This is a genomic window from Erwinia sp. SLM-02 (genome assembly GCF_037450285.1).
Classification (GTDB): domain Bacteria; phylum Pseudomonadota; class Gammaproteobacteria; order Enterobacterales; family Enterobacteriaceae; genus Erwinia.
On the sequence record NZ_JAQISN010000001.1, the window covers coordinates 455,911 to 481,657 of the forward strand.

Annotated in this window: 25 protein-coding genes; 24 read left to right on the forward strand and 1 reads right to left on the reverse strand. The window is 54.9% G+C overall.

The window, feature by feature from the left end:
* Positions 1–259: 259 nt before the first annotated feature.
* The 8 genes from PGH32_RS02250 to nei all read left to right on the forward strand — a co-directional run bounded on the left by PGH32_RS02250 (position 260) and on the right by nei (position 7,180).
* Entirely contained in the window at positions 260–466 is a 207-nt protein-coding gene (locus PGH32_RS02250; RefSeq protein WP_337893075.1) for a YbfA family protein, read from the forward strand.
* A 184-nt stretch (positions 467–650) separates the two neighbouring features.
* Positions 651–1,628: a YbgA family protein gene (locus tag PGH32_RS02255; RefSeq protein ID WP_314418152.1), complete on the forward strand. Its 978-nt coding sequence runs from the start codon at positions 651–653 to the stop codon at positions 1,626–1,628.
* Between the two features lie 18 nt (positions 1,629–1,646).
* The gene (gene phrB / locus PGH32_RS02260) at positions 1,647–3,077 is read left to right on the forward strand and encodes a deoxyribodipyrimidine photo-lyase (RefSeq protein WP_337893076.1); all 1,431 of its coding nucleotides are present in this window, start codon (positions 1,647–1,649) and stop codon (positions 3,075–3,077) included.
* A gap of 2 nt (positions 3,078–3,079) precedes the next feature.
* Entirely contained in the window at positions 3,080–3,823 is a 744-nt protein-coding gene (locus PGH32_RS02265) for a type 2 GTP cyclohydrolase I (RefSeq protein ID WP_337893077.1), read from the forward strand.
* Between the two features lie 111 nt (positions 3,824–3,934).
* Positions 3,935–4,591 (forward strand): 5-oxoprolinase subunit PxpB, encoded by a 657-nt coding sequence (gene pxpB / locus PGH32_RS02270; protein WP_314418148.1) that lies wholly within the window; start codon positions 3,935–3,937, stop codon positions 4,589–4,591.
* The gene (gene pxpC, locus PGH32_RS02275) at positions 4,585–5,511 is read left to right on the forward strand and encodes a 5-oxoprolinase subunit PxpC (protein WP_337893078.1); all 927 of its coding nucleotides are present in this window, start codon (positions 4,585–4,587) and stop codon (positions 5,509–5,511) included. The genes pxpB and pxpC overlap by 7 nt, the downstream gene beginning before the upstream one ends.
* Positions 5,508–6,245 carry a 5-oxoprolinase subunit PxpA gene (gene pxpA / locus PGH32_RS02280; protein ID WP_337893079.1) on the forward strand — a complete coding sequence of 246 codons (738 nt, stop codon included), beginning with the start codon at positions 5,508–5,510 and terminating at the stop codon, positions 6,243–6,245. Before pxpC ends, pxpA begins: the two co-directional genes overlap by 4 nt.
* 143 nt (positions 6,246–6,388) lie before the next feature.
* Positions 6,389–7,180: an endonuclease VIII gene (gene nei, locus PGH32_RS02285; RefSeq protein WP_337893080.1), complete on the forward strand. Its 792-nt coding sequence runs from the start codon at positions 6,389–6,391 to the stop codon at positions 7,178–7,180.
* A 76-nt stretch (positions 7,181–7,256) separates the two neighbouring features.
* Here nei and PGH32_RS02290 read toward each other — a convergent pair whose 3' ends face one another.
* Positions 7,257–8,540 (reverse strand): citrate synthase, encoded by a 1,284-nt coding sequence (locus tag PGH32_RS02290; RefSeq protein ID WP_123336543.1) that lies wholly within the window; start codon positions 8,538–8,540, stop codon positions 7,257–7,259.
* Between the two features lie 627 nt (positions 8,541–9,167).
* Between PGH32_RS02290 and sdhC the strand changes: the two genes are divergently transcribed.
* From sdhC to tolA, 16 genes are all read left to right on the forward strand, one after another.
* Positions 9,168–9,557: a succinate dehydrogenase cytochrome b556 subunit gene (sdhC, locus tag PGH32_RS02295; RefSeq protein WP_105591080.1), complete on the forward strand. Its 390-nt coding sequence runs from the start codon at positions 9,168–9,170 to the stop codon at positions 9,555–9,557.
* On the forward strand, positions 9,551–9,898 hold the full coding sequence (gene sdhD, locus PGH32_RS02300) for a succinate dehydrogenase membrane anchor subunit (protein WP_314418140.1): 348 nt from the start codon (positions 9,551–9,553) through the stop codon (positions 9,896–9,898). Before sdhC ends, sdhD begins: the two co-directional genes overlap by 7 nt.
* Positions 9,898–11,664 carry a succinate dehydrogenase flavoprotein subunit gene (sdhA, locus tag PGH32_RS02305; RefSeq protein WP_314418139.1) on the forward strand — a complete coding sequence of 589 codons (1,767 nt, stop codon included), beginning with the start codon at positions 9,898–9,900 and terminating at the stop codon, positions 11,662–11,664. Before sdhD ends, sdhA begins: the two co-directional genes overlap by 1 nt.
* Before the next feature lie 15 nt (positions 11,665–11,679).
* Complete coding sequence (locus PGH32_RS02310) at positions 11,680–12,396, forward strand: succinate dehydrogenase iron-sulfur subunit (protein WP_105591083.1); 717 nt, start codon at positions 11,680–11,682, stop codon at positions 12,394–12,396.
* 230 nt (positions 12,397–12,626) lie between these two features.
* Positions 12,627–15,434 carry a 2-oxoglutarate dehydrogenase E1 component gene (gene sucA / locus PGH32_RS02315; protein ID WP_314418135.1) on the forward strand — a complete coding sequence of 936 codons (2,808 nt, stop codon included), beginning with the start codon at positions 12,627–12,629 and terminating at the stop codon, positions 15,432–15,434.
* Between the two features lie 14 nt (positions 15,435–15,448).
* Entirely contained in the window at positions 15,449–16,669 is a 1,221-nt protein-coding gene (gene odhB, locus PGH32_RS02320; RefSeq protein ID WP_314418134.1) for a 2-oxoglutarate dehydrogenase complex dihydrolipoyllysine-residue succinyltransferase, read from the forward strand.
* A gap of 90 nt (positions 16,670–16,759) precedes the next feature.
* The gene (sucC, locus tag PGH32_RS02325) at positions 16,760–17,926 is read left to right on the forward strand and encodes an ADP-forming succinate--CoA ligase subunit beta (protein ID WP_105591086.1); all 1,167 of its coding nucleotides are present in this window, start codon (positions 16,760–16,762) and stop codon (positions 17,924–17,926) included.
* On the forward strand, positions 17,926–18,801 hold the full coding sequence (gene sucD, locus PGH32_RS02330) for a succinate--CoA ligase subunit alpha (RefSeq protein ID WP_105591087.1): 876 nt from the start codon (positions 17,926–17,928) through the stop codon (positions 18,799–18,801). Before sucC ends, sucD begins: the two co-directional genes overlap by 1 nt.
* Before the next feature lie 603 nt (positions 18,802–19,404).
* The gene (gene cydA, locus PGH32_RS02335; RefSeq protein ID WP_337893081.1) at positions 19,405–20,973 is read left to right on the forward strand and encodes a cytochrome ubiquinol oxidase subunit I; all 1,569 of its coding nucleotides are present in this window, start codon (positions 19,405–19,407) and stop codon (positions 20,971–20,973) included.
* A 15-nt stretch (positions 20,974–20,988) separates the two neighbouring features.
* Entirely contained in the window at positions 20,989–22,128 is a 1,140-nt protein-coding gene (gene cydB, locus PGH32_RS02340; protein ID WP_314418131.1) for a cytochrome d ubiquinol oxidase subunit II, read from the forward strand.
* Between the two features lie 14 nt (positions 22,129–22,142).
* Positions 22,143–22,250 (forward strand): cytochrome bd-I oxidase subunit CydX, encoded by a 108-nt coding sequence (cydX, locus tag PGH32_RS02345; RefSeq protein WP_105591090.1) that lies wholly within the window; start codon positions 22,143–22,145, stop codon positions 22,248–22,250.
* Entirely contained in the window at positions 22,250–22,543 is a 294-nt protein-coding gene (ybgE, locus tag PGH32_RS02350) for a cyd operon protein YbgE (protein WP_314418130.1), read from the forward strand. Before cydX ends, ybgE begins: the two co-directional genes overlap by 1 nt.
* Before the next feature lie 238 nt (positions 22,544–22,781).
* Positions 22,782–23,186, forward strand: coding sequence for a tol-pal system-associated acyl-CoA thioesterase (gene ybgC, locus PGH32_RS02355; RefSeq protein WP_314418129.1), 405 nt, complete (start codon positions 22,782–22,784; stop codon positions 23,184–23,186).
* A gap of 5 nt (positions 23,187–23,191) precedes the next feature.
* On the forward strand, positions 23,192–23,869 hold the full coding sequence (gene tolQ, locus PGH32_RS02360) for a Tol-Pal system protein TolQ (RefSeq protein ID WP_314418868.1): 678 nt from the start codon (positions 23,192–23,194) through the stop codon (positions 23,867–23,869).
* Positions 23,870–23,881: 12 nt separating this feature from the next.
* The gene (tolR, locus tag PGH32_RS02365) at positions 23,882–24,310 is read left to right on the forward strand and encodes a colicin uptake protein TolR (protein WP_314418127.1); all 429 of its coding nucleotides are present in this window, start codon (positions 23,882–23,884) and stop codon (positions 24,308–24,310) included.
* A 29-nt stretch (positions 24,311–24,339) separates the two neighbouring features.
* Positions 24,340–25,674, forward strand: a complete 1,335-nt coding sequence (gene tolA, locus PGH32_RS02370) for a cell envelope integrity protein TolA (protein ID WP_337893082.1) — start codon at positions 24,340–24,342, stop codon at positions 25,672–25,674.
* The last annotated feature ends 73 nt before the right edge of the window (positions 25,675–25,747 follow it).

The window sequence follows — 25,747 nt, forward strand, 5'->3', positions numbered from 1 at the left end:
CATTATGACGGCTAATTTAGCAAAAGATGATGCGGTGCGCCCATCGCTGTTTCACTGCAGGCAGATTTGTTAACAAAGTGATCGTATCCATCTCGGTTTTACATATAAATTAACCATTGCGTAACATAATTACAGTCTGAGCCAAAACAGCACAATTTTTCCGCAAAAAAGTGGTCCGATCAGTAGTAAAATTACATTAAAGGCGGTATTATTTTGTTCAGATTACAGACAATATTTTTAGCCGATTTCAGGAGGACGTATGAATCTTTATCACTCTTATTCACCTACGCGGATTTTCATGCGTCGTGCTGCGGTAGTGCTCGCCGGTGTGTTCGCGCTGCCGGTTATGCTGTTCCGCGCCGACCGTGCCCGTTTTTACAGTTATCTGCACCGGGTGTGGGTAAAAACCAGCGATAAGCCCGTCTGGCTGGCAGAGGCCGAATCAGTCTGCTGCGATTTTTATTAATCCCGCTTCCGGCGCGAGAAGGGTAACGCTAACCCATCGAATTCAATTTCATTTGTTCTTTTTACTATCCCGCCGAGTGCGGGATTTTTTTTGCGCTGAATTGCCCGACTGAGGTTTTAAGGAGAAAAGTCAGCGAAATTGATCTACACTCAAACCTGTACAATAATTTTTGGGTTGTATAGATATGAGCAAAAAAATTCCAGTTGGCATCAGTGCCTGCCTGCTCGGTGAGCGGGTCAGATTCGACGGCGGACATAAGCGCTCTGTTTTCGCAGCAGAGGAGCTGGCTCCCTATCTGCATTACGAACCTGTCTGTCCGGAAATGGCGATTGGTTTGCCTGCTCCCCGACCCGCACTTCGCCTGACTCAGGGTGAAGAGGGCGAAGTCGCCCTGCGCTTCAGCAACGGTAAGGAGTCTGGCGTTGGCGGTCAGGATTCTGCCGTGACCGAAAAGATGCAATCGTTCTCCGCTGAGAAAATCGCGCAGCTTCATCATCTGTGCGGCTACATCGTCTGTGCCAAATCGCCCAGCTGCGGTATGGAGCGCGTGCGCGTCTACCAACCTGATAACAACAACAACAGCAAAGAGGGCGTCGGCATCTTCACGCGTGAACTGATGGCGCAAATGCCGTGGCTGCCGGTTGAAGAAGACGGGCGCCTGCACGATCCCATTCTGCGGGAGAATTTTGTCGCGCGCGTATACGCGTTGCATGAGTTCAATCAGCTGTGGGCGGGCGGTCTGACCCGGGCAAAACTGATGGACTATCACAGCCGATACAAACTGCTGCTGCTCGCTCATTCACAGCCCAAATATCGGGAGATCGGTCCCTTCGTGGCCAAAATGGATCGCTGGGAATCACTGGAGGAGTTCGCTTTTGCCTATCGCCAGCTCCTGATGGATTTGATGAAACTGCCCGCGTCGCGCAGCAACCACACCAACGTGCTGATGCATGTTCAGGGCTATTTCAGGCGCGAGCTGAATTCCCCACAGCGACAGGAACTGTCCACGCTGATTGACAGCTACCGCCGCGGGATCCAGCCTCTGCTGGCACCGATGACCCTGCTGAAACATTATATGGCGCAGTATCCGCATCCCTGGCTGACCGGACAACGCTACTTTTCTCCTTATCCTGAAGCCCTGCGGCTGCGTTATGGATACTAACTGAATTCTGGGAGCATTATGACAACCCACCTGGTCTGGTTGCGTAACGATCTGCGCATTAACGACAACCACGCCCTTTATGCCGCCTGCCGTTCAAACAGCGCGAAAGTCATCGCGCTGTTCATCGCCACGCCGAAACAGTGGCACAGCCACGATATGGCCGCGAAACAGGCGGAGTTTATCTGGCAGAATTTGCAGGAGCTGCAGCAGTCGCTGGCGCAGAAGGGTATTGAGCTGCATCTGGCCGAATGTGATGATTTCAGCGCATCCGTGGATCTGCTGCGGGAATTTTGCCGGGAACACCGCGTTGATCGGATGTTTTATAACTATCAGTACGAGGTGAATGAGCGCCAGCGTGATGCAGAGGCCGAGCGGGTTCTGTTTGATAATGATGTGATGGTGCAGGGATTTGACGACAGCCTGCTGCTGCCGCCCGGCAGCGTGCTGACCGGCAACCGCGAAATGTATAAGGTGTTTACGCCGTTCAGTAAGGCCTTTGTCAAGCGCCTGCAGGAAGGGTTACCCGAATGTTTCTCTGCACCTGCGGTGCGTGAGAACGGGCCGCTGAAAAAGGTCTCTCCGCTTAAACCTTTTGACTATCCGCGGGAAACCCCCGACGACACGCTGTTCCCCGCCGGAGAAAAGGCGGCCATTGCCCGGCTGCGTGAATTCAGCCAGCAGCCGGTGACTCACTATCCCGAGCAGCGGAACCTGCCCGCGCTGGACGGCACCAGCCGCCTGTCCGCCTACTTAGCGGTTGGCGTGCTGTCACCGCGGCAGTGCCTGCACCGACTGCTGAAAGAGCATCCGCGCGGCCTGGAGGACGGTAAGGTTTTTGTCTGGCTGAATGAGCTTATCTGGCGTGAGTTTTACCGCCATCTGATTGTGGCCTGGCCGACCCTGTGCCGCCATCAGCCCTTTGTGCGCTGGACGCGTAAGGTCGCCTGGCGCACATCACCCGAGCATCTTGCCGCCTGGCAGCAGGGGAAAACCGGCTATCCGATTGTGGACGCCGCCATGCGCCAGCTCAACAGCCTCGGCTGGATGCATAACCGGCTGCGGATGATTACCGCCAGTTTCCTGGTAAAAGATCTGCTGATCGACTGGCGGGAAGGGGAGCGCTACTTTATGTCGCAGCTGATTGATGGCGACCTGGCGGCGAATAACGGAGGCTGGCAGTGGGCCGCCTCGACCGGCACCGATGCTGCACCCTATTTCCGCATTTTCAACCCGACCACTCAGGGTGAACGCTTTGATGAGGCGGGCGAGTTCATCCGCCGGTGGCTGCCCGAACTGAAGCAGGTGCCGGAAAAATTCATCCATCAGCCCCACGAGTGGGCAAAGAAAAATAACCAAAGGCTCGATTATCCAGCGCCGATCGTGGAACATAAACAGGCACGCCAGCAAACGCTGGACGCCTTTGAAGCTGCACGAAAACAGATGGATTAATTATGCGCAATAGTGAACTCGAACAGCTGGTTAACCAGTTACTGAATGCCGCCGCCTTCAAGGACTATGGCCCGAACGGGCTACAGGTGGAAGGTAAGAGCGAAATTAAAAAAATCGTCACCGGGGTGACCGCCTGCCAGGCGCTCCTTGACGAAGCCGTGCGGCTGAAGGCGGATGCCGTGCTGGTGCATCATGGCTATTTCTGGAAAAACGAACCGTCAATTATCAAAGGAATGAAACGCCAGCGCCTGAAAACGCTGCTGGCAAACGACATCAACCTGTTTGGCTGGCATCTGCCGTTAGATGCACACCCGGAGCTGGGCAACAACGCTCTTCTGGCGAAGCTGTTCGGCATTGAGGTCAAAGGTGAGGTGGAAGAGCTGCTGTTCTGGGGCGAGTTTGCCCAGCCGATCGGCGGTGAACAGCTGGCGAAGCGCATTGAAGACGTGCTGGGCCGTACCCCCCTGCACTGTGGCGACAATGCGCCGGCACTGATTAAGCGCGTGGCGTGGTGCAGCGGCGGCGGACAGGGCTTTATTGATGCCGCCGCCGCATTTGGCGTGGATGCATTTATCAGCGGTGAAGTCTCCGAACAGACCATTCACAGTGCGCGGGAGCAGGGGCTGCACTTCTTCGCTGCCGGGCATCATGCCACCGAACGCTGTGGTATTCAGGCTCTGGGCGAGTGGCTGGCCGAACATCACGGGCTGGATGTCACCTTTATTGATATAGATAACCCGGCCTGACCCCCTCAGCAACCTGCAGGGGCATCCCCTGCAGGTTGACACTGCTACCGCAATCTCGCATAACTGTTTTCCTGTCCGTCAATGGATATCACTTCCGCTCAGGAGGCTTGAGTGCAGCGAGCACGATGTTATTTGCTGGGAGAACGCACCGTGGTGCTGGAACTGGACCCGCCGGTTTCACTCAGCAGCCAGCAGCGAATATGGGGGCTGGCGCAGCGCCTTCACGATCGTCCCGAAGTCATCGATGTCGTCCCCGGGATGAATAATATTACCGTTGTATTGAGCGATCCGCAGCAAACCGCACTGGATGCCATCGAGTGGCTGCAGCAGTGGTGGGAAACCAGTGAGATCCAGGTAGCGGAATCACGCCTGATCGACATTCCGGTGGTTTACGGCGGTTTGACCGGCCCCGATCTTGATGAGGTGGCACGCTACTGCGAAATGAGCGCCTCACAGGTGGTTGAATGCCACAGCGCCGCTGAATACGTCGTCTATTTTATCGGTTTCCAGCCCGGTTTTCCTTATCTTGGCGGCCTCGATCGTCGCCTTCACACCCCGCGTCGCGCCGAGCCCAGGCTACAGGTTCCCGCCGGGTCAGTAGGGATCGGCGGGGCGCAGACCGGGATTTATCCTCTGGCCACCCCCGGCGGCTGGCAGCTTATTGGCCAGGCGCAAACCACACTGTTTACCCCAGGCCAGCATCCGCCGGTTTTGCTCAGGTCCGGCGACCGGGTGCGTTTTGTGCCACTTAAGGAGGGGATATGCTGAACATCATTCGCGCCGGGATGAGCACCAGCATTCAGGATGCCGGGCGTCACGGCTGGGGTCAGTTTGGCATCAGTCGCTGCGGCGTACTGGATCATCCGGCGATGCAGACGGCCAATATGCTGGTGGGTAACGCACCTGATGAGGCGGTTCTGGAAATCACTCTGGGACAGTTCAGCGCTGAATTTGCTCGCGACGGCTGGCTGGCGCTGACCGGTGCGGGCTGCCACGCTAACCTGGACGGCCAGACGGTATGGACAGGCTGGCGAACTGCGGTAAAGAAAGGGCAGCGCCTCACGCTCAATATGCCGCAGCGCGGTATGCGTAGTTATCTGGCGGTTAACGGCGGATTTGCGCTGGAACCGCAGCTGGGTTCGAAAAGTACCGATCTGAAAGCGGGCTTCGGGGGGCTGGAAGGAAGAAAGCTTCAGGATGGCGATAGGCTGCCGCTCGGTGCCGCGACGCGCGATTTCAGCCAGCCCGCAGGCGTGCGGCAGCTGCTGTGGGGTAACCGGGTACGGGCGCTGCCGGGGCCGGAATATCATGAGTTCAGCGCCGACAGCCGCGAGGCCTTCTGGCGCACCGCATGGCGGCTTAATCCGCAAAGTAACCGGATGGGATACCGTTTGCAGGGACGTAAACTGCAGCGGGAATCCGATCGTGAACTGCTCTCTCACGGGCTGGTTCCGGGCGTGGTGCAGGTTCCTGCCGGAGGCCAGCCGATCGTGCTGCTGGCCGATGCTCAAACTACCGGCGGCTATCCGCGTATCGCCTGCGTGATCGAAGCCGATCTCTATCATCTGGCGCAGCTGCGGCTGGGGGAGCCGATCCACTTTGTTCACTGCACGCTGGAAGAGGCGCTTGCCGCTAAGCGTGAACAGCAGCGCGTGCTGGATCGGATCGCCTGGGGGCTGCGGGAATGAAGATCGATCTCAATGCCGACATCGGCGAAGGGTGCCCTGGTGAAAGGGAACTTCTGCCGCTGGTCACCTCGGTTAACATCGCCTGCGGTTTTCATGCGGGCGATGCTTCAATCATGTTGCAGTCGGTGCGACAGGCGCTGGAGGCCGGCGTGGCGATTGGCGCACATCCCAGTTTTCCGGATCGGGAAAACTTTGGCCGTACGGCGATGCAGCTGCCGCCGGAAGATGTGTATGCGCAGGTTATCTATCAGATCGGAGCACTCAGGGCGCTGACCGAAAGCCTCGGCGGGAGGCTCGTCCACGTCAAGCCCCACGGTATGCTCTACAACCAGGCGGCGAGGGATGCACAGCTGGCGGAGGTGATAGCCATGGCGGTTAAAGCCGTTAATCCGGCGTTAATGATCGTTGGGCTGGCGGGGAGCGAATCCATCCGTGCAGCGCGTGCCGCAGGGCTGGCAACCCGCGAAGAAGTGTTTGCCGATCGCGGCTATCAGGCCGACGGCTCGTTGGTGCCGCGCGGGCAGCCGGGCGCCCTGATTGATAACGCAGAACAGGCTATCCGCCAGACGCTGGATATGGTGCAGCGCGGTGAAGTGCAGAGCAGGGGGGGAGAATGGGTGCCGGTAAGGGCGGAAACCGTCTGCCTGCACGGTGACGGTCCCCATGCGATCGGCTTTGCGCGACAGATTCGCCAGGCTTTTCGTGCGCATCAGATCGACGTCACGAGTCGTTAGGGCCGGGCTGATGAGCGTCTGCACCGCTTTTTTGTAACGGAACCGGGTTCGCGTTCATAAAGTTTTACAACCTGGTTCAGGCACGGCCGGCGACAGAAATCCCTCTGCCGCCGACTTCATTTTGATAACGCAACGGAGTTTGCATGCCAGAAGGTCCAGAAATTCGCCGGGCGGCGGACCGCCTGGAAGAGGCCATTAAAGGGAAGGTGTTAACCGATGTGTGGTTCGCATTTCCTGAACTGCAGGCCCGCCAGCATGAGCTGACAGGGCAGCGCGTTACGGCCATTGAAACGCGCGGTAAGGCACTGCTCACCCATTTTTCCAACGGGATTACGCTCTACAGTCATAATCAGCTTTACGGCGTGTGGCGCGTTGTGACGACCGGAAAACTACCGGACAGCAAGCGCGTACTGCGGGTCAAACTGTCGGCGGCGGACAAAACGCTGCTTTTATACAGCGCATCCGATATCGAACTGCTGGATGCCGACGGCGTGGCCGCCCATCCGTTCCTGAACAGAGTCGGGCCGGACGTACTGGATCTCTCACTCACCGTGGCACAGGTTCGTGAACGGCTGCTGTCTAAGCGGTTTCGCCGCCGTCAGTTCAGCGGACTGCTGCTCGATCAAAGTTTTCTGGCCGGGCTGGGTAACTACCTGCGGGTTGAGATCCTCTGGCAGGCCGGGCTGGCGGCACATCATCGGGCCGAAGACCTGAGCGATGCGCAGTGTGATGTGCTGGCCGATGCGCTGCTGGCGATACCGCGCCTTTCCTACCGGACGCGCGGCGAACCGGATGAAAACCGCCATCACGGCGCAATTTTCAGTTTTAAAGTTTTTCATCGGGCCGGTAAAGCCTGCGAGCGCTGCGGAGAAACCATTGTTAAAACGACGCTGTCGTCCCGACCGTTTTACTGGTGCCCCGGTTGTCAGAAATAAAAAAAGCCGGGATGCAGATCCCGGCTTTTTACTGGTTTGTTTCTGGCGCTGATTAAAAATCAGGCCGGCCTCGCAGTTACTTCTTCAGGCTGGAGGTAAAATCGCGCTTGTCGTAGCCGGTGTACAGCTGACGCGGACGGGCAATTTTCACACCGTCGTCGTGCATTTCTTTCCAGTGTGCAATCCAGCCAACGGTACGCGCCATCGCGAAGATAACGGTAAACATTGAAGAAGGAATACCCATCGCTTTCAGAATGATTCCGGAATAGAAGTCGACGTTTGGATACAGTTTGCGCTCAATAAAGTACGGATCGTTCAGCGCGATGTGCTCCAGCTCCATGGCGACTTCCAGCAGGTCATCTTTCATACCCAGCTCTTTCAGTACTTCATGGCAGGTTTCACGCATCACAGTCGCGCGCGGATCGTAGTTTTTGTACACGCGGTGGCCGAAGCCCATCAGACGGAACGAATCGTTCTTATCTTTGGCGCGGCGCAGGAACTCAGGAATGTGCTCTACGGTGCTGATCTCTTCAAGCATGCGCAGGCAGGCTTCGTTCGCACCACCGTGAGCCGGTCCCCACAGCGAGGCGATGCCCGCGGCGATACAGGCAAACGGGTTCGCACCGGAAGAACCGGCGGTACGTACGGTAGAGGTAGAGGCGTTCTGCTCATGATCGGCATGCAGGATCAAAATGCGATCCATGGCTCTTTCCAGCACCGGATTCACCACATACTCCTCACACGGCGTAGAGAACATCATGTGAAGAAAGTTGCCGGCGTAGGAAAGATCGTTACGCGGATACGCAAACGGCTGACCGATTGAATATTTGTAACACATTGCCGCCATGGTAGGCATTTTAGACAGCAGGCGGAAGGCGGCAATCTCACGATGGCGCTCAATGTTCACGTCCATTGCGTCATGGTAGAAGGCGGCCAGCGCGCCGGTGACGCCGCACATCACGGCCATCGGATGCGAGTCACGACGGAAGCCACGGAACAGATGGTGGATCTGCTCGTGCAGCATGGTGTGGCGAGTCACCGTCGTTCTGAATTCGTCAAACTGCGCTTTCGTTGGGGCTTCGCCGTTTAACAGGATGTAACACACTTCCAGATAATTGGAATGCAGAGCCAGCTGATCGATGGGGAAGCCACGATGCAGCAAAATGCCTTCATCGCCATCGATGTAGGTAATTTTTGATTCGCAGGACGCGGTAGAGGTAAAGCCTGGATCAAAGGTGAAATACCCTTTAGAACCTAAAGCCCGGACATCAATCTCTTCCTGACCTAATGTGCCTTTTAGCACATTAAGTTCAATAGGAGCTTCGCCTTCGAGGGTTAGCGTCGCTTTTTTATCAGCCATTTATAGTCTCCTTAGCGCCTTATATAGGGATCTTTAACACCGGGAAGTGACGCAGTCCCAGCTCATTGTCTGGCGCAGAAGGTAATCATCTCTGTGGCATCTTTAGACGTGCAGGGTACAGAGTGACGGGCGCTCGCGGGCTGGGTTGGGCACATTCCTGAGAGTGTAGCATGGTAGTTAACAGATCCGGTCTAAACATGCTTACGTTATAACCAATACCGTTGCTTTATAAAGAATACGACTCAATGTTACATAACTTGTGCTTAGGGGAAAGTGTATCCCCATAACTTTTGTGCATCATAGAACTTTTATTGCTCAGTTTGTAACAGAGATGTTGAACTTATGTCAAATCAGATAATTAAATTTGTATCAAATATGAAAACCGTGAATGCGATCACTGTTCTATCGAAATGTCTCCAAAGTGTTTGTAGGGGAATTGTAATGAGAATGTGATCCGCCTATACTGCCGCCAGGTCTCCGGGAATACCCTGTTGTAGGAGCCACCCAGCGTTTCATACGCGTCGTTTTGACACTGGATGTTGTTTTAGGTGCCTGGCGCAATGTTTGACTTGTTAACGCTGTCTGACCCGCCCTCAGGACCGGAGGAAGCAAAATAAGAAAAGCTGTGTGGGCAAAACCGTGAAAAAACAAAGACCTGTCAACTTGGATCTCACTACGATCCGGTTTCCCGTTACTGCAATAGCGTCCATTCTCCACCGCGTTTCCGGTGTGATCACCTTCGTGGCGATCGGGATCCTGCTCTGGTTACTGGGTCTGTCACTCTCTTCACCCGAAGGCTTCCAGCAGGCATCTGCCGTGATGGACAGCTTTATCGCTAAATTCATCATGTGGGGCATTCTGACCGCGCTGGCTTATCACATTGCCGGCGGCATTCGCCATTTGATGATGGATTTTGGCTACCTGGGTGAAACGTTAGAAACGGGCAAACTTTCCGCGCAAATTGCGTTCGGTATTACTGTCGTGCTCTCAATCCTGGCTGGAGTCCTTGTATGGTAAGCAATGCTTCTGCACTGGGTCGTAATGGCATCCATGACTGGCTGTTACTCCGTGCCGCCGCCATGGTGATGACCCTCTATGTGATTTATATCCTCGGTTTTCTGGTGATGTCTGGGACCCTGACCTATGACATCTGGCGTGGTTTTTTCGCTTCTTCCTTTACTAAAGTTTTCACCCTTCTGACGCTGTTCTCCATTCTGGTGCACGGCTGGATCGGCATGTGGCAGGTACTGACCGACTACATTAAACCACTGGCAATGCGCATGATGCTGCAGCTGGTGATTGTGGTTGCGCTGTTGGTATATGCAATTTATGGAACTGTAGTGGTGTGGGGTGCGTAATGAGTTTGCCAGTCAGAGAATTTGATGCCGTAGTTATTGGTGCCGGTGGTGCAGGTATGCGCGCGGCATTACAGATTTCCCAATCGGGCCAGACCTGTGCCCTGTTGTCTAAAGTTTTCCCAACCCGTTCCCATACCGTGTCTGCTCAGGGCGGTATCACCGTTGCTCTGGGTAACAGCCACGAAGATAACTGGGAATGGCACATGTACGATACCGTTAAGGGCTCCGACTACATCGGTGACCAGGACGCGATTGAATATATGTGCAAAGTCGGTCCGGAAGCCATTCTGGAACTGGAACATATGGGCCTGCCGTTCTCCCGTCTGGACGATGGCCGTATTTATCAGCGTCCTTTCGGCGGCCAGTCGAAGAACTTCGGCGGCGAGCAGGCTGCCCGTACTGCAGCAGCAGCTGACCGTACCGGCCATGCGCTCCTTCATACGCTGTATCAGCAGAACCTGAAAAACCACACCACTATTTTCTCCGAATGGTACGCGCTGGACCTGGTGAAAAACGCCGACGGTGCCATTGTGGGCTGTACCGCGCTGAACATTGAAGATGGTGAAGTGGTGTACTTCAAAGCCCGTGCGACCGTGCTGGCAACCGGCGGTGCAGGGCGTATCTACCAGTCAACCACCAATGCGCACATCAACACCGGTGACGGCGTGGGTATGGCGCTGCGTGCCGGTGTACCGGTGCAGGATATGGAAATGTGGCAGTTCCACCCGACGGGTATTGCCGGTGCCGGCGTGCTGGTAACGGAAGGCTGTCGTGGTGAGGGTGGTTACCTGCTGAACAAGCACGGCGAGCGCTTTATGGAACGTTACGCGCCAAATGCGAAAGATCTGGCCGGACGCGACGTGGTTGCACGCTCAATCATGATCGAAATCCGTGAAGGTCGCGGCTGCGATGGCCCGTGGGGTCCGCACGCCAAGCTGAAGCTGGATCACCTTGGTAAAGACGTACTGGAAGCGCGCCTGCCGGGGATCCTCGAACTGTCCCGCACCTTCGCCCACGTCGATCCGGTGAAAGAGCCGATCCCGGTTATCCCGACCTGCCACTATATGATGGGCGGCATTCCAACCCGCGTAAGCGGCCAGGCGCTGACGGTAAATGAACAGGGTGAAGATGTGCTGATCCCTGGCCTGTTTGCCGTGGGAGAAATCGCCTGCGTATCGGTACACGGTGCTAACCGGCTGGGCGGTAACTCGCTGCTCGACCTGGTGGTCTTTGGCCGCGCTGCGGGTGTCCATCTTCAGGAGTCTATCGCCGAGCAGGGTGATCTGCGCGATGCGACAGAAGAAGAGATCGACGCGTCGCTGGCTCGTCTGAACCGCTGGAATAACAATGTTTCCGGTGAAGATCCTGCGGAACTGCGTAAAGCGCTGCAGGCCTGCATGCAGAATAACTTCTCGGTATTCCGTGAAGGTGATGCGATGGCGAAAGGCCTGGCCGAGCTTAAAGTTCTGCGCGAGCGCCTGAAAAATGCCCGCCTTGACGATCGTTCCAGCGACTTCAACACCCAGCGCGTTGAGTGCCTGGAGCTGGATAACCTGATGGAAACGGCTTATGCCACTGCGGTGTCGGCTAACTACCGCACTGAAAGCCGTGGAGCGCACAGCCGCTTCGACTATCCTGAGCGTGATGATGCGAACTGGTTATGTCACAGCCTGTATCTGCCGCAAAGTGAAAGCATGACGCGCCGTGAGGTGAACATGCAGCCGAAACTGCGTGCGGCCTTCCCGCCGAAAGCGCGTACTTACTAGTTTGCGGAGAAACACATGAGACTCGAATTTTCCATCTATCGTTATAACCCGGATGTCGACGATGCTCCGCGGATGCAGGACTACACGCTGGAGTCTGAAGAAGGCCGCGACATGATGCTGCTGGACGCGCTGATGCGTCTGAAAGAGAAAGACCCGACGTTAGCCTTCCGTCGTTCGTGCCGCGAAGGGGTCTGTGGTTCTGACGGCATCAATATGAACGGCAAAAACGGTCTGGCCTGCATCACGCCGGTATCCGCGCTGGGCAACGGTAAAAAGAAAATCGTTATCCGCCCACTGCCCGGATTACCGGTTATCCGTGATTTGGTGGTGGACATGGGGCAATTCTATGCTCAGTATGAGAAGATTAAGCCTTACCTGTTGAATAATGGGAAAAAACCACCAGCCAGGGAGCATTTACAACAGCCGGAGCAGCGTGAAAAACTGGATGGCCTGTATGAATGTATTCTTTGTGCATGCTGTTCCACCTCGTGCCCGTCATTCTGGTGGAATCCGGACAAGTTTATTGGCCCGGCAGGCCTGCTGGCGGCGTACCGCTTCCTGATTGACAGCCGCGATACGGAAACCGATGCGCGCCTGGATAATCTGAGCGATGCTTTCAGCGTATTCCGCTGCCACAGTATCATGAACTGTGTCAGTGTTTGTCCGAAGGGGCTGAACCCGACCAAAGCCATCGGCCATATCAAGTCGATGCTGCTGCAGCGCGGCGCATAACAGGTATGCTATCCGGGAACCGCTGGTTCCCGGAGTTTTAACAGGTCATCTTTGTAAGATGTTTCCGATAGAGTGCAGCTGTTGGAAACGTCTTGCAAAGGTTCCCTTACGGGCCGGTCGCTCGTATCGAAGAACCGTATTTCGGTAAGCCGTTTACGCGGCGCGGGACTTGCAAAGGTTCCATTAAACAACCACGGCGAAAAAAAGCAAAAAATGCTTAAGGGATCACAATGCAGAACAGCGCGATGAAACCCTGGCTGGACTCCTCCTGGCTGGCCGGCGCGAACCAGTCCTACATAGAGCAACTCTATGAGGACTTTTTAACCGATCCTGACTCTGTCGATGATGCATGGAAGTCTCTTTTCCAGCAGCTTCCCGGTACTGGGGTTAAACCTGAGCAATTTCATTCCTCCACTCGCGAGTACTTCCGCCGTCTGGCGAAAGATGCATCGCGTTATACCGCTTCCGTTAGCGATCCAGAAACCAACGCCAAGCAGGTCAAGGTTCTCCAGCTGATTAACACCTTCCGCTTCCGCGGGCATCAGCATGCCAACCTCGATCCGTTAGGGCTGTGGAAACTGGAAACGGTTCCGGACCTTGATCCTGCATATCATGGATTAAGCGAGGCTGATTTCCAGGAGAGTTTCAACGTCGGTTCATTTGCCATCGGCAAAGACACGATGAAGCTGTCCGACCTGTATGCAGCACTGAAGCAAACCTACTGTGGTTCAATCGGCGCTGAGTACATGCATATCACCAATACCGATGAGAAACGCTGGATCCAGCAGCGTCTTGAATCAGTAATGGGGCGCGCGTCGTTCTCTGTAGAAGAGAAGAAAGGCTTCCTCAAGCAGCTGACCGCAGCGGAAGGTCTGGAGCGTTATCTGGGAGCTAAATTCCCGGGTGCCAAGCGCTTCTCGCTGGAAGGTGGCGATGCGCTGGTGCCAATGCTCAATGAGATGATCCGTCATGCCGGTAAGAGCGGCACGCGTGAAGTGGTGCTGGGTATGGCGCACCGCGGACGTCTCAACGTGCTGATCAACGTGCTGGGTAAAAGGCCGCAGGAACTGTTTGACGAGTTCTCCGGCAAGCATAAAGAGCACCTGGGTACCGGTGACGTTAAGTACCATATGGGCTTCTCCTCTGATGTTGAAACAGAGGGTGGCAGCGTGCATCTGGCGCTGGCATTCAACCCATCGCATCTGGAAATCGTCAGCCCGGTGGTCATGGGGTCGGTTCGTGCGCGCCTCGATCGTCTTGATGAGCCGAGCAGCAATAAAGTCTTACCGATTACCATTCACGGCGATGCCGCCGTTACCGGGCAGGGCGTGGTTCAGGAAACCCTGAACATGTCGCAGGCACGCGGCTATGAAGTGGGCGGTACCGTGCGTATCGTGATCAACAACCAGATTGGTTTCACCACCTCAAATCCGAAAGATGCCCGTTCGACTCAGTACTGCACCGATATTGGTAAAATGGTACTGGCGCCGATCTTCCACGTGAATGCGGACGATCCGGAAGCCGTTGCCTTTGTCACTCGTCTGGCGTTGGATTTCCGTAACACCTTCAAACGCGACGTCTTTATCGATCTGGTCTGCTATCGCCGTCACGGCCATAACGAAGCTGATGAGCCAAGCGCGACGCAGCCCGTGATGTACCAGAAAATCAAGAAGCACCCTACGCCGCGTAAACTCTATGCTGACAAGCTGGAAGCCGAAAAGGTTGCCAGCCTGGAAGATGCCACGGAAATGGTCAACCTGTACCGTGATGCACTGGATGCTGGCGAATGTGTGGTGCCGGAATGGCGTCCGATGAGCCTGCACTCCTTCACCTGGTCTCCTTACCTGAACCATGAGTGGGACGAGAAATATCCGGAAACTCTCGATCTGAAGCGCCTGCAGGAACTGGCTAAGCGCATCAGCACGGTGCCGGAAGCGGTTGAAATGCAGTCGCGCGTGGCGAAGATTTATAACGACCGTGCCGAAATGGCCGCGGGTAATAAGCTCTTCGACTGGGGCGCAGCTGAAAACCTGGCCTACGCGACGCTGGTTGATGAGGGGATCCCTTGCCGCCTGTCCGGTGAGGATATGGGTCGTGGAACCTTCTTCCATCGCCATGCGGTGATCCACAACCAGGCAAACGGTTCTACCTACACGCCGCTGCAGCACGTACATAACGGGCAGGGCACCTTCAAAGTCTGGGATTCCGTGCTGTCTGAAGAAGCGGTACTGGCCTTTGAATACGGCTACGCCACGGCCGAACCGCGCACCCTGACTATCTGGGAAGCTCAGTTCGGTGACTTCGCCAACGGTGCGCAGGTGGTGATCGATCAGTTCATCAGCTCCGGCGAGCAGAAATGGGGCCGTATGTGTGGCCTGGTTATGCTGCTGCCGCACGGCTATGAAGGTCAGGGTCCGGAGCACTCCTCCGCGCGCCTGGAGCGCTATCTGCAGCTTTGCGCAGAGCAGAATATGCAGGTTTGCGTCCCTTCCACGCCGGCTCAGGTTTACCATATGCTTCGTCGCCAGGCGCTGCGCGGTATGCGCCGTCCGCTGGTGGTGATGTCACCGAAGTCATTGCTGCGTCATCCGCAGGCGGTATCTTCTCTGGAAGAGCTGGCTAACGGCGGCTTCCAGCCGGCGATTGGTGAAATCGATGAACTCGATCCGCAGGGCGTGAAGCGCGTCGTGCTGTGCTCCGGTAAAGTGTATTACGACCTGTTGGATAAGCGCCGTAAAAACGAGCAAACCAACGTGGCTATCGTACGTATCGAGCAGCTGTATCCGTTCCCGCACAAAGCGGTGCAGGATATTCTGCAGCAGTACGCCCACGTGCATGATTTTGTCTGGTGTCAGGAAGAGCCTCTGAACCAGGGTGCATGGTATTGCAGTCAGCATCATTTCCGCGAAGTCGTGCCGTTTGGGGCTTCATTACGTTATGCCGGTCGTCCTGCATCTGCATCACCGGCAGTTGGCTATATGTCCGTTCACCAGAAGCAGCAGCAAGATCTGGTTGATGACGCGCTGAACGTTGAATAAATTAAGGAAAAATAATGAGTAGTGTAGAGATTCTTGTTCCTGACCTGCCAGAATCCGTTGCTGACGCCACCGTTGCCACCTGGCATAAAAAACCCGGCGACAGCGTTAAGCGTGATGAGGTGCTGGTTGAGATCGAAACTGACAAAGTGATTCTGGAAGTGCCCGCTTCAGCAGACGGCGTGCTGGAAGCCATCGTAGAAGATGAAGGCGCAACGGTGATTTCTCGCCAGGTGCTGGGCCGCCTCAAAGAAGGTAATAGCGAAGGTAAAGAAACTTCCGCTAAAGCCGACAGCAAAGAGTCGACTCCGGCACAGCGTCAGAGCGCTTCTCTGGAAGAAGAAAGCAGTGATGCGCTGAGCCCGGCGATTCGTCGCCTGATCGCTGAACACAATCTTGATGCATCCGCCATCAAGGGCAGCGGAGTTGGTGGTCGTCTGACTCGTGAAGATGTTGAGAAACATCTGGCTAAGGCTTCGGCTCCGAAAGCCGCCGAGCCAAAAGCCGCTGAAGCTGCTCCGGCCAGCTCGCTGGGCAACCGCAGTGAAAAACGCGTGCCGATGACTCGTCTGCGTAAACGCGTAGCCGAACGTCTGCTGCAGGCGAAAAACAGCACTGCCATGCTGACGACCTTCAACGAAGTCAACATGCAGCCGATTATGGCACTGCGTAAGCAGTACGGCGATGCCTTCGAGAAACGCCACGGTGTGCGTCTGGGCTTCATGTCCTTCTACATCAAAGCCGTTGTAGAAGCGCTGAAGCGTTATCCGGAAGTGAATGCCTCCATCGACGGTGAAGATGTGGTTTACCACAACTACTTCGACGTCAGCATTGCGGTATCCACCCCGCGCGGTCTGGTGACGCCGGTGCTGAAAGATGTTGATGCCCTGAGCATGGCGGACATCGAGAAGAAAATTAAAGAACTGGCCGTGAAAGGCCGTGACGGTAAGCTGACCGTCGATGAACTGACCGGTGGTAACTTCACCATTACCAACGGTGGCGTCTTCGGTTCACTGATGTCTACCCCGATCATCAACCCACCGCAGAGTGCGATCCTGGGCATGCATGCCATTAAAGATCGTCCTATGGCGGTGAACGGTCAGGTTGTGATTCAGCCAATGATGTATCTGGCACTCTCTTACGATCACCGCCTGATTGACGGCCGCGAATCCGTTGGCTATCTGGTGGCGATTAAAGAGCTGCTGGAAGATCCGGCCCGTCTGCTGCTGGACGTTTAAAACCCTGGCGTGCGGCCCTGTGCCGCACCCATCCTATGTGTAGCCGTTGCTGACGGCTAAGTCTTTTCAGACCTGAATGGATAGAACATCATGAACTTACACGAATATCAGGCAAAACAGTTGTTTGCACGGTATGGCTTACCGGCACCAACCGGTTATGCCTGCACCACGCCACGTGAAGCAGAAGAAGCCGCCTCTAAAATTGGCGCCGGTCCGTGGGTAGTGAAATGTCAGGTTCATGCCGGTGGCCGCGGTAAAGCGGGCGGTGTGAAAGTGGTGAACAGCAAGGAAGACATTCGTGCTTTCGCTGAAAACTGGCTGGGTAAAAACCTGGTCACCTATCAGACTGACGCAAACGGCCAGCCGGTAAATCAGATTCTGGTTGAAGCCGCGACCGATATCGACCAGGAACTTTACCTGGGTGCGGTAGTTGACCGTGCAACGCGCCGCGTTGTGTTTATGGCCTCGACCGAAGGCGGCGTGGAAATTGAAAAAGTGGCGGAAGAAACCCCGCACCTGATTCATAAAATGGCGCTGGATCCACTGACCGGCCCGCAGCCGTTCCAGGGTCGCGAGCTGGCCTTTAAACTGGGCCTGACCGGCAAGCAGATTGGTCAGTTCACCAAAATCTTCATGGGCCTGGCCACGCTGTTCCTGGAACGCGATCTGGCGCTGGTGGAGATTAACCCGCTGGTGATCACCAAGCAGGGCGATCTGGTGTGCCTGGACGGCAAACTGACTGCCGACGGTAACGCCATGTTCCGTCAGCCTGAACTGCGCGAAATGCGTGACCCAAGCCAGGAAGATTCCCGTGAAGCACACGCTGCACAGTGGGAACTGAACTATGTGGCGCTGGAAGGCAACATCGGCTGTATGGTTAACGGCGCAGGTCTGGCGATGGGTACGATGGACATCGTTAAACTGAGCGGTGGCCAGCCGGCTAACTTCCTGGACGTTGGCGGCGGCGCGACCAAAGAGCGCGTTACCGAAGCGTTTAAAATCATTCTGTCCGATGACGCAGTAAAAGCGGTATTCGTAAACATCTTCGGCGGCATCGTTCGCTGTGACCTGATCGCTGACGGTATTATCGGTGCCGTGGCGGAAGTGGGTGTTAACGTACCGGTTGTCGTGCGTCTGGAAGGTAACAACGCTGAACTGGGTGCCAAAAAACTGGCAGACAGCGGCCTGAATATTATTGCAGCAACCAGCCTGAGTGACGCGGCGCAGCGCGTTGTTGCCGCAGCGGAGGGTAAATAATGTCAATTCTGATCGATAAGAACACCAAAGTAATCTGCCAGGGCTTCACCGGTGGTCAGGGTACCTTCCACTCCGAGCAGGCGCTGGCCTACGGCACGCAGCTGGTTGGCGGCGTAACGCCAGGTAAAGGCGGCACCGAACATCTGGGCCTGCCGGTATTTAACACCGTGCGTGAAGCCGTAGAAGCGACCGGTGCAACCGCATCCGTTATCTACGTTCCGGCTCCGTTCTGCAAAGACGGCATCCTGGAAGCTATCGATGCCGGTATCAAACTGATCATCACTATCACCGAAGGTATCCCAACGCTGGATATGCTGACCGTGAAAGTGAAGCTGGATGAAGCCGGTGTGCGCATGATCGGTCCTAACTGCCCGGGCGTTATCACCCCAGGCGAATGTAAGATCGGCATCATGCCGGGCCACATTCATCAGCCAGGCCGTATCGGTATCGTTTCCCGTTCCGGTACCCTGACCTATGAGGCCGTGAAGCAGACCACCGATATCGGTTACGGCCAGTCTACCTGCGTCGGCATCGGCGGTGACCCGATTCCAGGCTCAAACTTCATCGATATCCTGAAGCTGTTCCAGGACGATCCGCAGACCGAAGCGATCGTGATGATTGGTGAAATCGGCGGGAGCGCAGAAGAAGAAGCGGCTGCGTTCATTAAAGAACACGTCACTAAACCCGTTGTGGGCTATATCGCGGGTGTTACCGCGCCGAAAGGCAAGCGTATGGGCCACGCCGGCGCAATCATCGCCGGTGGTAAAGGTACGGCTGACGAGAAATTTGCTGCTCTGGAAGCGGCCGGTGTTAAAACCGTGCGCAGCCTTGCCGACATCGGTGATGCGGTGAAAGCGGTTCTGCCACAAAAATAAGTTAAAAAATCTCGACATGTTGGCCACCTTCGGGTGGCCTTTTTTATGATCCTCTGCCAGGCTTTAAGCAGTTTTATAAAAATGGCTTATTTATTATTTAATATACTATTTCAGGCCATCTCTTAAACTACCCACCTTATTTACTTAATATTTAACCGTTGCGTAAATATGTAGTACAAAGAATTAACATTACCGCGCTTGCTATCATAATACCTACCCGCTAAATCTTATTTTAGATCAAGAAAACGCAAGTTATTTACCAGGTATTTAACTGGAAGAATTTGTCAGTTTTGGTATAAATTGCGCTATATCAAATGGATGTCCAGGCCCAGTACGCAACGGAATTTGATCTGGTTATAAAAAACAATATTGCAGTGATAAACCCCTTTAAATGTAAGTCTATTGGGGCGTATTATAACCCGTGAAAGTCTTACCGAGCTTTTAACCTGTTTGTAACTTTAGATCCTCCTGGCGGGAGGCGTGCTGTTATACGTCTGCGACCAATCCCAGGGATAATTATGTTTTTTCCGGGTCAGCAAAATATACCTGAGTAATTTACTCAATTATTTTTACGACGACCCATTAGCGGAGCAAGGAGTCAAAATGTTGGATATTGTCGAACTGTCGCGGTTACAGTTTGCCTTGACTGCCATGTATCACTTCCTGTTTGTACCATTAACGCTGGGTATGGCGTTTCTGCTGGCAATAATGGAAACGGTTTATGTGCTTTCAGGTAAACAAATCTATAAGGATATGACCAAGTTCTGGGGCAAGTTGTTTGGTATTAACTTTGCCCTTGGCGTCGCAACAGGACTCACCATGGAGTTCCAGTTCGGTACCAACTGGTCCTATTATTCTCACTACGTTGGCGATATCTTCGGAGCGCCACTGGCTATAGAAGGTCTGATGGCGTTCTTCCTGGAATCAACCTTTGTCGGCCTGTTCTTCTTCGGCTGGGATCGTCTGGGAAAAGTGCAGCATATGGCGGTGACCTGGCTGGTCGCTCTGGGGTCTAACCTGTCAGCGCTGTGGATCCTGGTCGCTAACGGCTGGATGCAGAACCCGATTGCCTCCGATTTTAATTTCGAAACCATGCGTATGGAAATGGTCAGCTTCTCGGAGCTGGTCCTGAACCCGGTCGCTCAGGTTAAATTCGTCCATACCGTTGCGGCGGGTTACACCTGCGGCGCGATGTTTATTCTCGGTATCAGCTCTTATTATCTGCTGCGCGGCCGGGATCTGGCATTCGCTAAACGCTCCTTTGCTATCGCGGCCAGCTTCGGCATGGCTGCTATTCTTTCCGTTATCGTGCTGGGCGATGAATCCGGCTACGAAATTGGCGACGTGCAGAAAACCAAACTGGCGGCGATTGAGGCCGAATGGGAAACCCAGCCTGCTCCGGCTGCTTTTACCCTGTTTGGTATTCCGGATCAGGACACGCAGGAAAACAAATATGCGCTACAGATTCCGTGGGCACTGGGCCTGATTGCCACCCGTTCGGTCGATAAGCAGGTCACCGGTTTGAAAGAACTGCTTGGCCAGCACGAAGTTCGTATCCGTAACGGCATGAAAGCCTACGAACTGCTTCAGGAACTGCGCAGCGGTAATCAGGATCCGGCAGTGCGCACCGCCTTCGATGCGGCGAAACACGATCTGGGATATGGCCTGCTGCTGAAACGCTATACGCCGAACGTGACTGACGCCAGCGAAGCGCAGATTGAGATGGCGACCAAAGATTCGATTCCGCGTGTTGCACCACTCTACTTCTCCTTCCGCATCATGGTTGGCTGTGGCGTGCTGATGCTGCTGATTATCGGCCTGTCATTCTGGTCGGTCATTCGTAACCGTATCGGTAACTGCAAAACGCTGCTCAAATGTGCTCTGTACGGTATTCCGCTACCGTGGATTGCGATTGAATCCGGCTGGTTCGTAGCCGAGTATGGTCGTCAACCCTGGGCCATTGGTGAGGTGTTGCCTACTGCCGTCGCAAACTCCTCACTGACCGCGGGTGACCTTCTGTTCTCCATGGGACTGATTTGCGGACTGTATACCCTGTTCCTGGTCGCGGAAATGTACTTGATGTTCAAATTCGCCCGCCTTGGACCCAGCAGCCTGAAAACCGGCCGCTATCACTATGAGCTGACCAGTACTAATTCGCAGCCGGCGCGCTAAGACAGGAGTTCTCAAATGTTGACTTATGAGTTATTGCGTTTTGTCTGGTGGCTGCTGATTGGCGTGCTGCTGATCGGGTTTGCCGTCACCGAAGGCTTTGATATGGGCGTGGGCATGCTGTCGCGTATCCTGGGTAAAACCGATACCGAGCGCCGCGTGATGATTAACAGCATCGCCCCGCACTGGGACGGTAACCAGGTATGGTTGATTACCGCAGGTGGCGCGTTGTTTGCGGCCTGGCCAACGGTTTATGCCGCGGCGTTCTCCGGTTTTTACGTGGCGATGATCCTGGTGCTGGCGTCTCTATTCTTCCGTCCGGTGGGCTTTGATTACCGTTCGAAAATTGAAGACAACCGCTGGCGCGGAATGTGGGACTGGGCCATTTTCATCGGTAGTTTCGTGCCGCCGCTGGTTATTGGTGTGGCTTTCGGCAACCTGTTACAGGGCGTCCCGTTCCATATTGATAGCGATCTGCGCCTGTTCTATACCGGTAACTTCTTCCAGTTGCTGAATCCGTTTGGTTTACTGGCGGGTATCGTCAGCCTGACGATGTTCCTGACTCAGGGTGCAACCTATCTGCAAATGCGCACGGTGGGTGAACTGCATCTGCGCTCACGGATCACCGCACAAATTTCGGCCCTGGTTATGATGGTGTGCTTCCTGCTGGCCGGCGTCTGGGTGGTTTACGGCATTGATGGTTATGTAGTGACCTCCGTTATGGATCATAACGGCGTTTCCAACCCGTTACTGAAAGAAGTCAGCCATCAGGCCGGTGCCTGGATGCGCAACTTCAACAGCGCTCCGGTACTGTGGGTTATTCCTGCTCTGGGAGTGGTGCTGCCACTGCTGACGATTTTGTGTTCACGTCTTGAAAAAGGCGCCTGGGCCTTCCTCTTCTCCTCCCTGACCATGGCCTGCGTGATTCTGACAGCGGGTGTAACGATGTTCCCGTTCGTTATGCCTTCCGTGACCGTGCCAAATGTTAGTCTGACCATGTGGGATGCAACGTCGACTCTGCTGACGCTGAGAGTCATGACCGTAGTGGCAATCATCTTTGTGCCTATCGTCCTGTCTTACACAATCTGGTGTTATTACAAAATGTTCGGTCGTGTGACTAAAGAACAGATTGAAAATAACAGCCATTCTCTCTACTAAGAAGGAGCGACACTATGTGGTATTTTGCCTGGATACTTGGCACATTGCTCGCCTGTGCCTTCGGTGTGATTACCGCGCTGGCGCTGGAGCAGGCGGAAGCAACAGCGAAAGATAAGCACTGATGGGGCAGAGCATCGCTCATCTTTATCGGCTGATGGATAAGGGCCCGTTACGGGCTCTTTCCCTGGTCGCAGCGCTGCTGCTGGCAGGCTGTATGTTTTGGGACCCATCACGTTTTGCTGCCAGCAGCAGCGAACTGGCTATCTGGCAGGGCCTGGTGCTGATGTGGGCCGTGTGCAGTGGCGTCATTCACGGCGTGGGATTTAGGCCGCGCCGCCTGCGCTGGCAGGGATTTTTCTCACCGCTACCGGCATTAATTGTCCTGCTGGCCGGGCTAGGATTTTTCTTTTTGTAGTTTCCTCTGGGGTCAGTGCTGACTGACCCTCACCCCTTTGCCGAATGACCGTCCGTAAATCTTTTTTTAGCTGCTTTTCTGTCAATGTTTGTCTGTTAAATGTGCTGAAATCAGAGAAGTTGTTACCGGCTGATAATTATTTTCGTTCCCCTCTGGCAACCCATTCCAAAGGCGTTATCTCTTGCGTATAGTAGCAACGTTTTCGTGTACCAACGTTTAAGCATTACCGGGATGTAGAGTGAGTACAACGCTGTTTCAATGGCCGGTTCGCGTCTATTATGAAGACACTGATGCCGGTGGTGTGGTTTACCACGCCAGCTATGTCGCTTTTTATGAACGAGCACGGACTGAGATGCTGCGTCAGCGCCATTTCAATCAGCAGGCGCTGCTGGAACAACAGGTCGCTTTTGTCGTGCGTCGTATCACGGTTGATTACCTTGCAGCTGCCCGCCTCGACGATATGCTCGACGTGCAAAGCGAGGTTATTGGCATGAGCAGAACCACCATGACATTTGCCCAACGTATTCTTAATGCAGATGGCCGTGTGCTCAATGAAGCAGAAGTCCTTATCGCCTGCATCAACCCACATCTAATGAAGCCGATAGCGCTTCCCAAGTCTATTGTCGCGGAGTTCAAGCAGTGACTGACATGAACATTCTTGATTTGTTCCTGAAGGCGAGCCTTCTGGTCAAACTTATCATGTTGATTTTGATCGGGTTTTCAATCGCTTCCTGGGCGGTCATTATTCAGCGTACCCGTATCCTCAATGCTGCGACACGCGATGCGGATGCCTTTGAAGACAAGTTCTGGTCGGGTATCGAACTGTCTCGCCTCTATCAGGAGAGCCAGGCGCGCCGCGACGAGCTGGGCGGGTCTGAACAGATTTTCTACGCGGGTTTTAAGGAGTTTGCCCGCCTGCATCGTGCCAACAATCATGCGCCGGAAGCGGTGGTGGAAGGGGCGACTCGCGCAATGCGCATATCGATGAATCGTGAGCTTGAAGCACTGGAAAATCATATTCCTTTCCTCGGTACCGTGGGATCCATCAGCCCTTATATTGGTCTGTTTGGTACGGTATGGGGGATCATGCACGCCTTTATCGCGCTGGGTGCGGTAAAACAGGCGACGCTGCAAATGGTTGCTCCGGGTATCGCTGAAGCACTGATCGCTACGGCAATCGGTCTGTTCGCGGCTATCCCTGCCGTTATGGCCTATAACCGCCTGAATCAGCGTGTGAATAAGCTGGAACAGAACTACGACAACTTCATGGAAGAGTTTACGGCTATCCTGCATCGTCAGGCTTTCACCAGCGACGTAAGCAAGTAAGTCGGAGGTTTTATGGCCAGAAAGCGTGGTCGCGGTCGCCGCGACCTTAAATCCGAAATCAATATCGTTCCATTACTGGATGTGCTGCTGGTGCTGTTGCTGATTTTCATGGCAACCGCGCCGATTATCACCCAAAGCGTGGAAGTTGATCTGCCGGACGCAACCGATTCAAAAACAGTCTCCAGCGATGATAATCCTCCCGTGATTGTCGAAGTCGCGGGCGTGGGGCAGTACAGCCTGGTGGTCGATCACGACCGGATGGAGCAGCTGCCGCCGGAACAGGTGGTCGCCGAGGCGCGAAGCCGCATTACGGCGAACCCGAAGACCGTGTTCCTGATTGGCGGTGCTAAAGAAGTGCCTTATGACGAAATTATTAAGGCGCTGAACTTGCTGCATCAGGCAGGCGTTAAGTCTGTCGGACTGATGACGCAGCCGATCTAATTCATCCGAACCGTTTTTGGGAACCGAGAGTGTCGAAGGCAACCGAGCAAGACGATAAGTTAAAACGAGCCATATCCATTTCCGTGGTGCTGCATATCATTTTGATTGCCGTGCTGGTATGGAGCTCGTTTGACGAAAATATCGACGCCAGCGGCGGCGGTGGCGGTAGCGATATCGACGCGGTAATGGTCGATCCAGGCGCTGTCGTTGAACAGTACAATCGCCAGCAAAATCAGCAAAGCGACAGCAAACGTGCCGAGCAGCAGCGTCAGAAGCAGGCAAAACAGCAGGCCGAAGAGCTGCAGCAGAAGCAGGCGGCTGAACAGCAGCGGCTGAAGCAGCTGGAAAAAGAGCGCCTGCAGGCACAGGAAGACGCTAAGCAGGAGGCAGCCGAACAGGCCGCCGAGCAGAAGCAGGCTGAAGCCGCAGCCAAACAGGCGCAGCAGGAACAGAAACAGGCCGAGGCGGCGGCAGCAAAAGCGAAGGCTGATGCGAAAGCCGAAGCGGACGCGCAGGCTAAGGCGAAAGCGGATGCCCAGGCGAAAGCCAAGGCTGATGCGCAGGCACAGGCTAAGGCCGATGCCGATGCGCAGGCGAAAGCCGCTGCGGATGCCAAGAAAAAAGCGGAAGAAGAGGTCAAAAAGGCCGCTGCTGACGCGAAGAAAAAAGCGGAAGAGCAGGCGAAGCAGGCTGCAGCCGAAGCGGCTAAAGTAAAAGCGACCGCTGATGCGAAGGCGAAAGCCTCCGCAGATGCTAAAGCCGCAGCGGAAGCCAAAGCAGAGGCCGCAGCCGAAGCGAAAGCTCAGGCAGCCGCAGATGCGAAAGAAAAAGCCGCAGCGGAAGCCAAAGAGAAAGCCGCCGCTGAAGCGAAGGCAAAAGCCGATGCGGCCGCGAAAGCCAAAGCTGACGCTGCTGCGAAGGCTAAAGCCGATGCCGCCGCCAAGAAGAAAGCGGCTGCCGAGGCAGCGAAAGATGCCGGCGACGTGGGCGATCTGTTAGGCGATCTTTCCTCCGGTAAGAATGCGCCGAAATCAGGCAAAGCAGCCGGCGGTGGCGGTGCCGCAGGGCAGGGCACGCAGAAGAAATCGGGTGCCTCTGGCGCAGCCATTGACAGCTATCTGGGCCAGGTCAAAGCGGCGATTCAGAGTAAGTTTTATGATGCAGATACATTTGCCGGCAAAAAATGTGATGTGCGGATTAAACTTGCTTCAGATGGAACACTTTTTGATGCCACGTCGGCAGGTGGCGATTCGGCGCTGTGTCAGGCCGCGGTAACGGCGGCTAAGTCCGCACGAATTCCGAAACCACCGAGCGCGGAAGTGTGGCAGGCGGTAAAAGAAGCTACGCTGGAATTTAAACCGTAAGAATGCGGTAACCAGCGGCATGTTGAACTATGTTAAGCATGCCGTACTCTTAGGTTTGTTGATACAAGGCTAA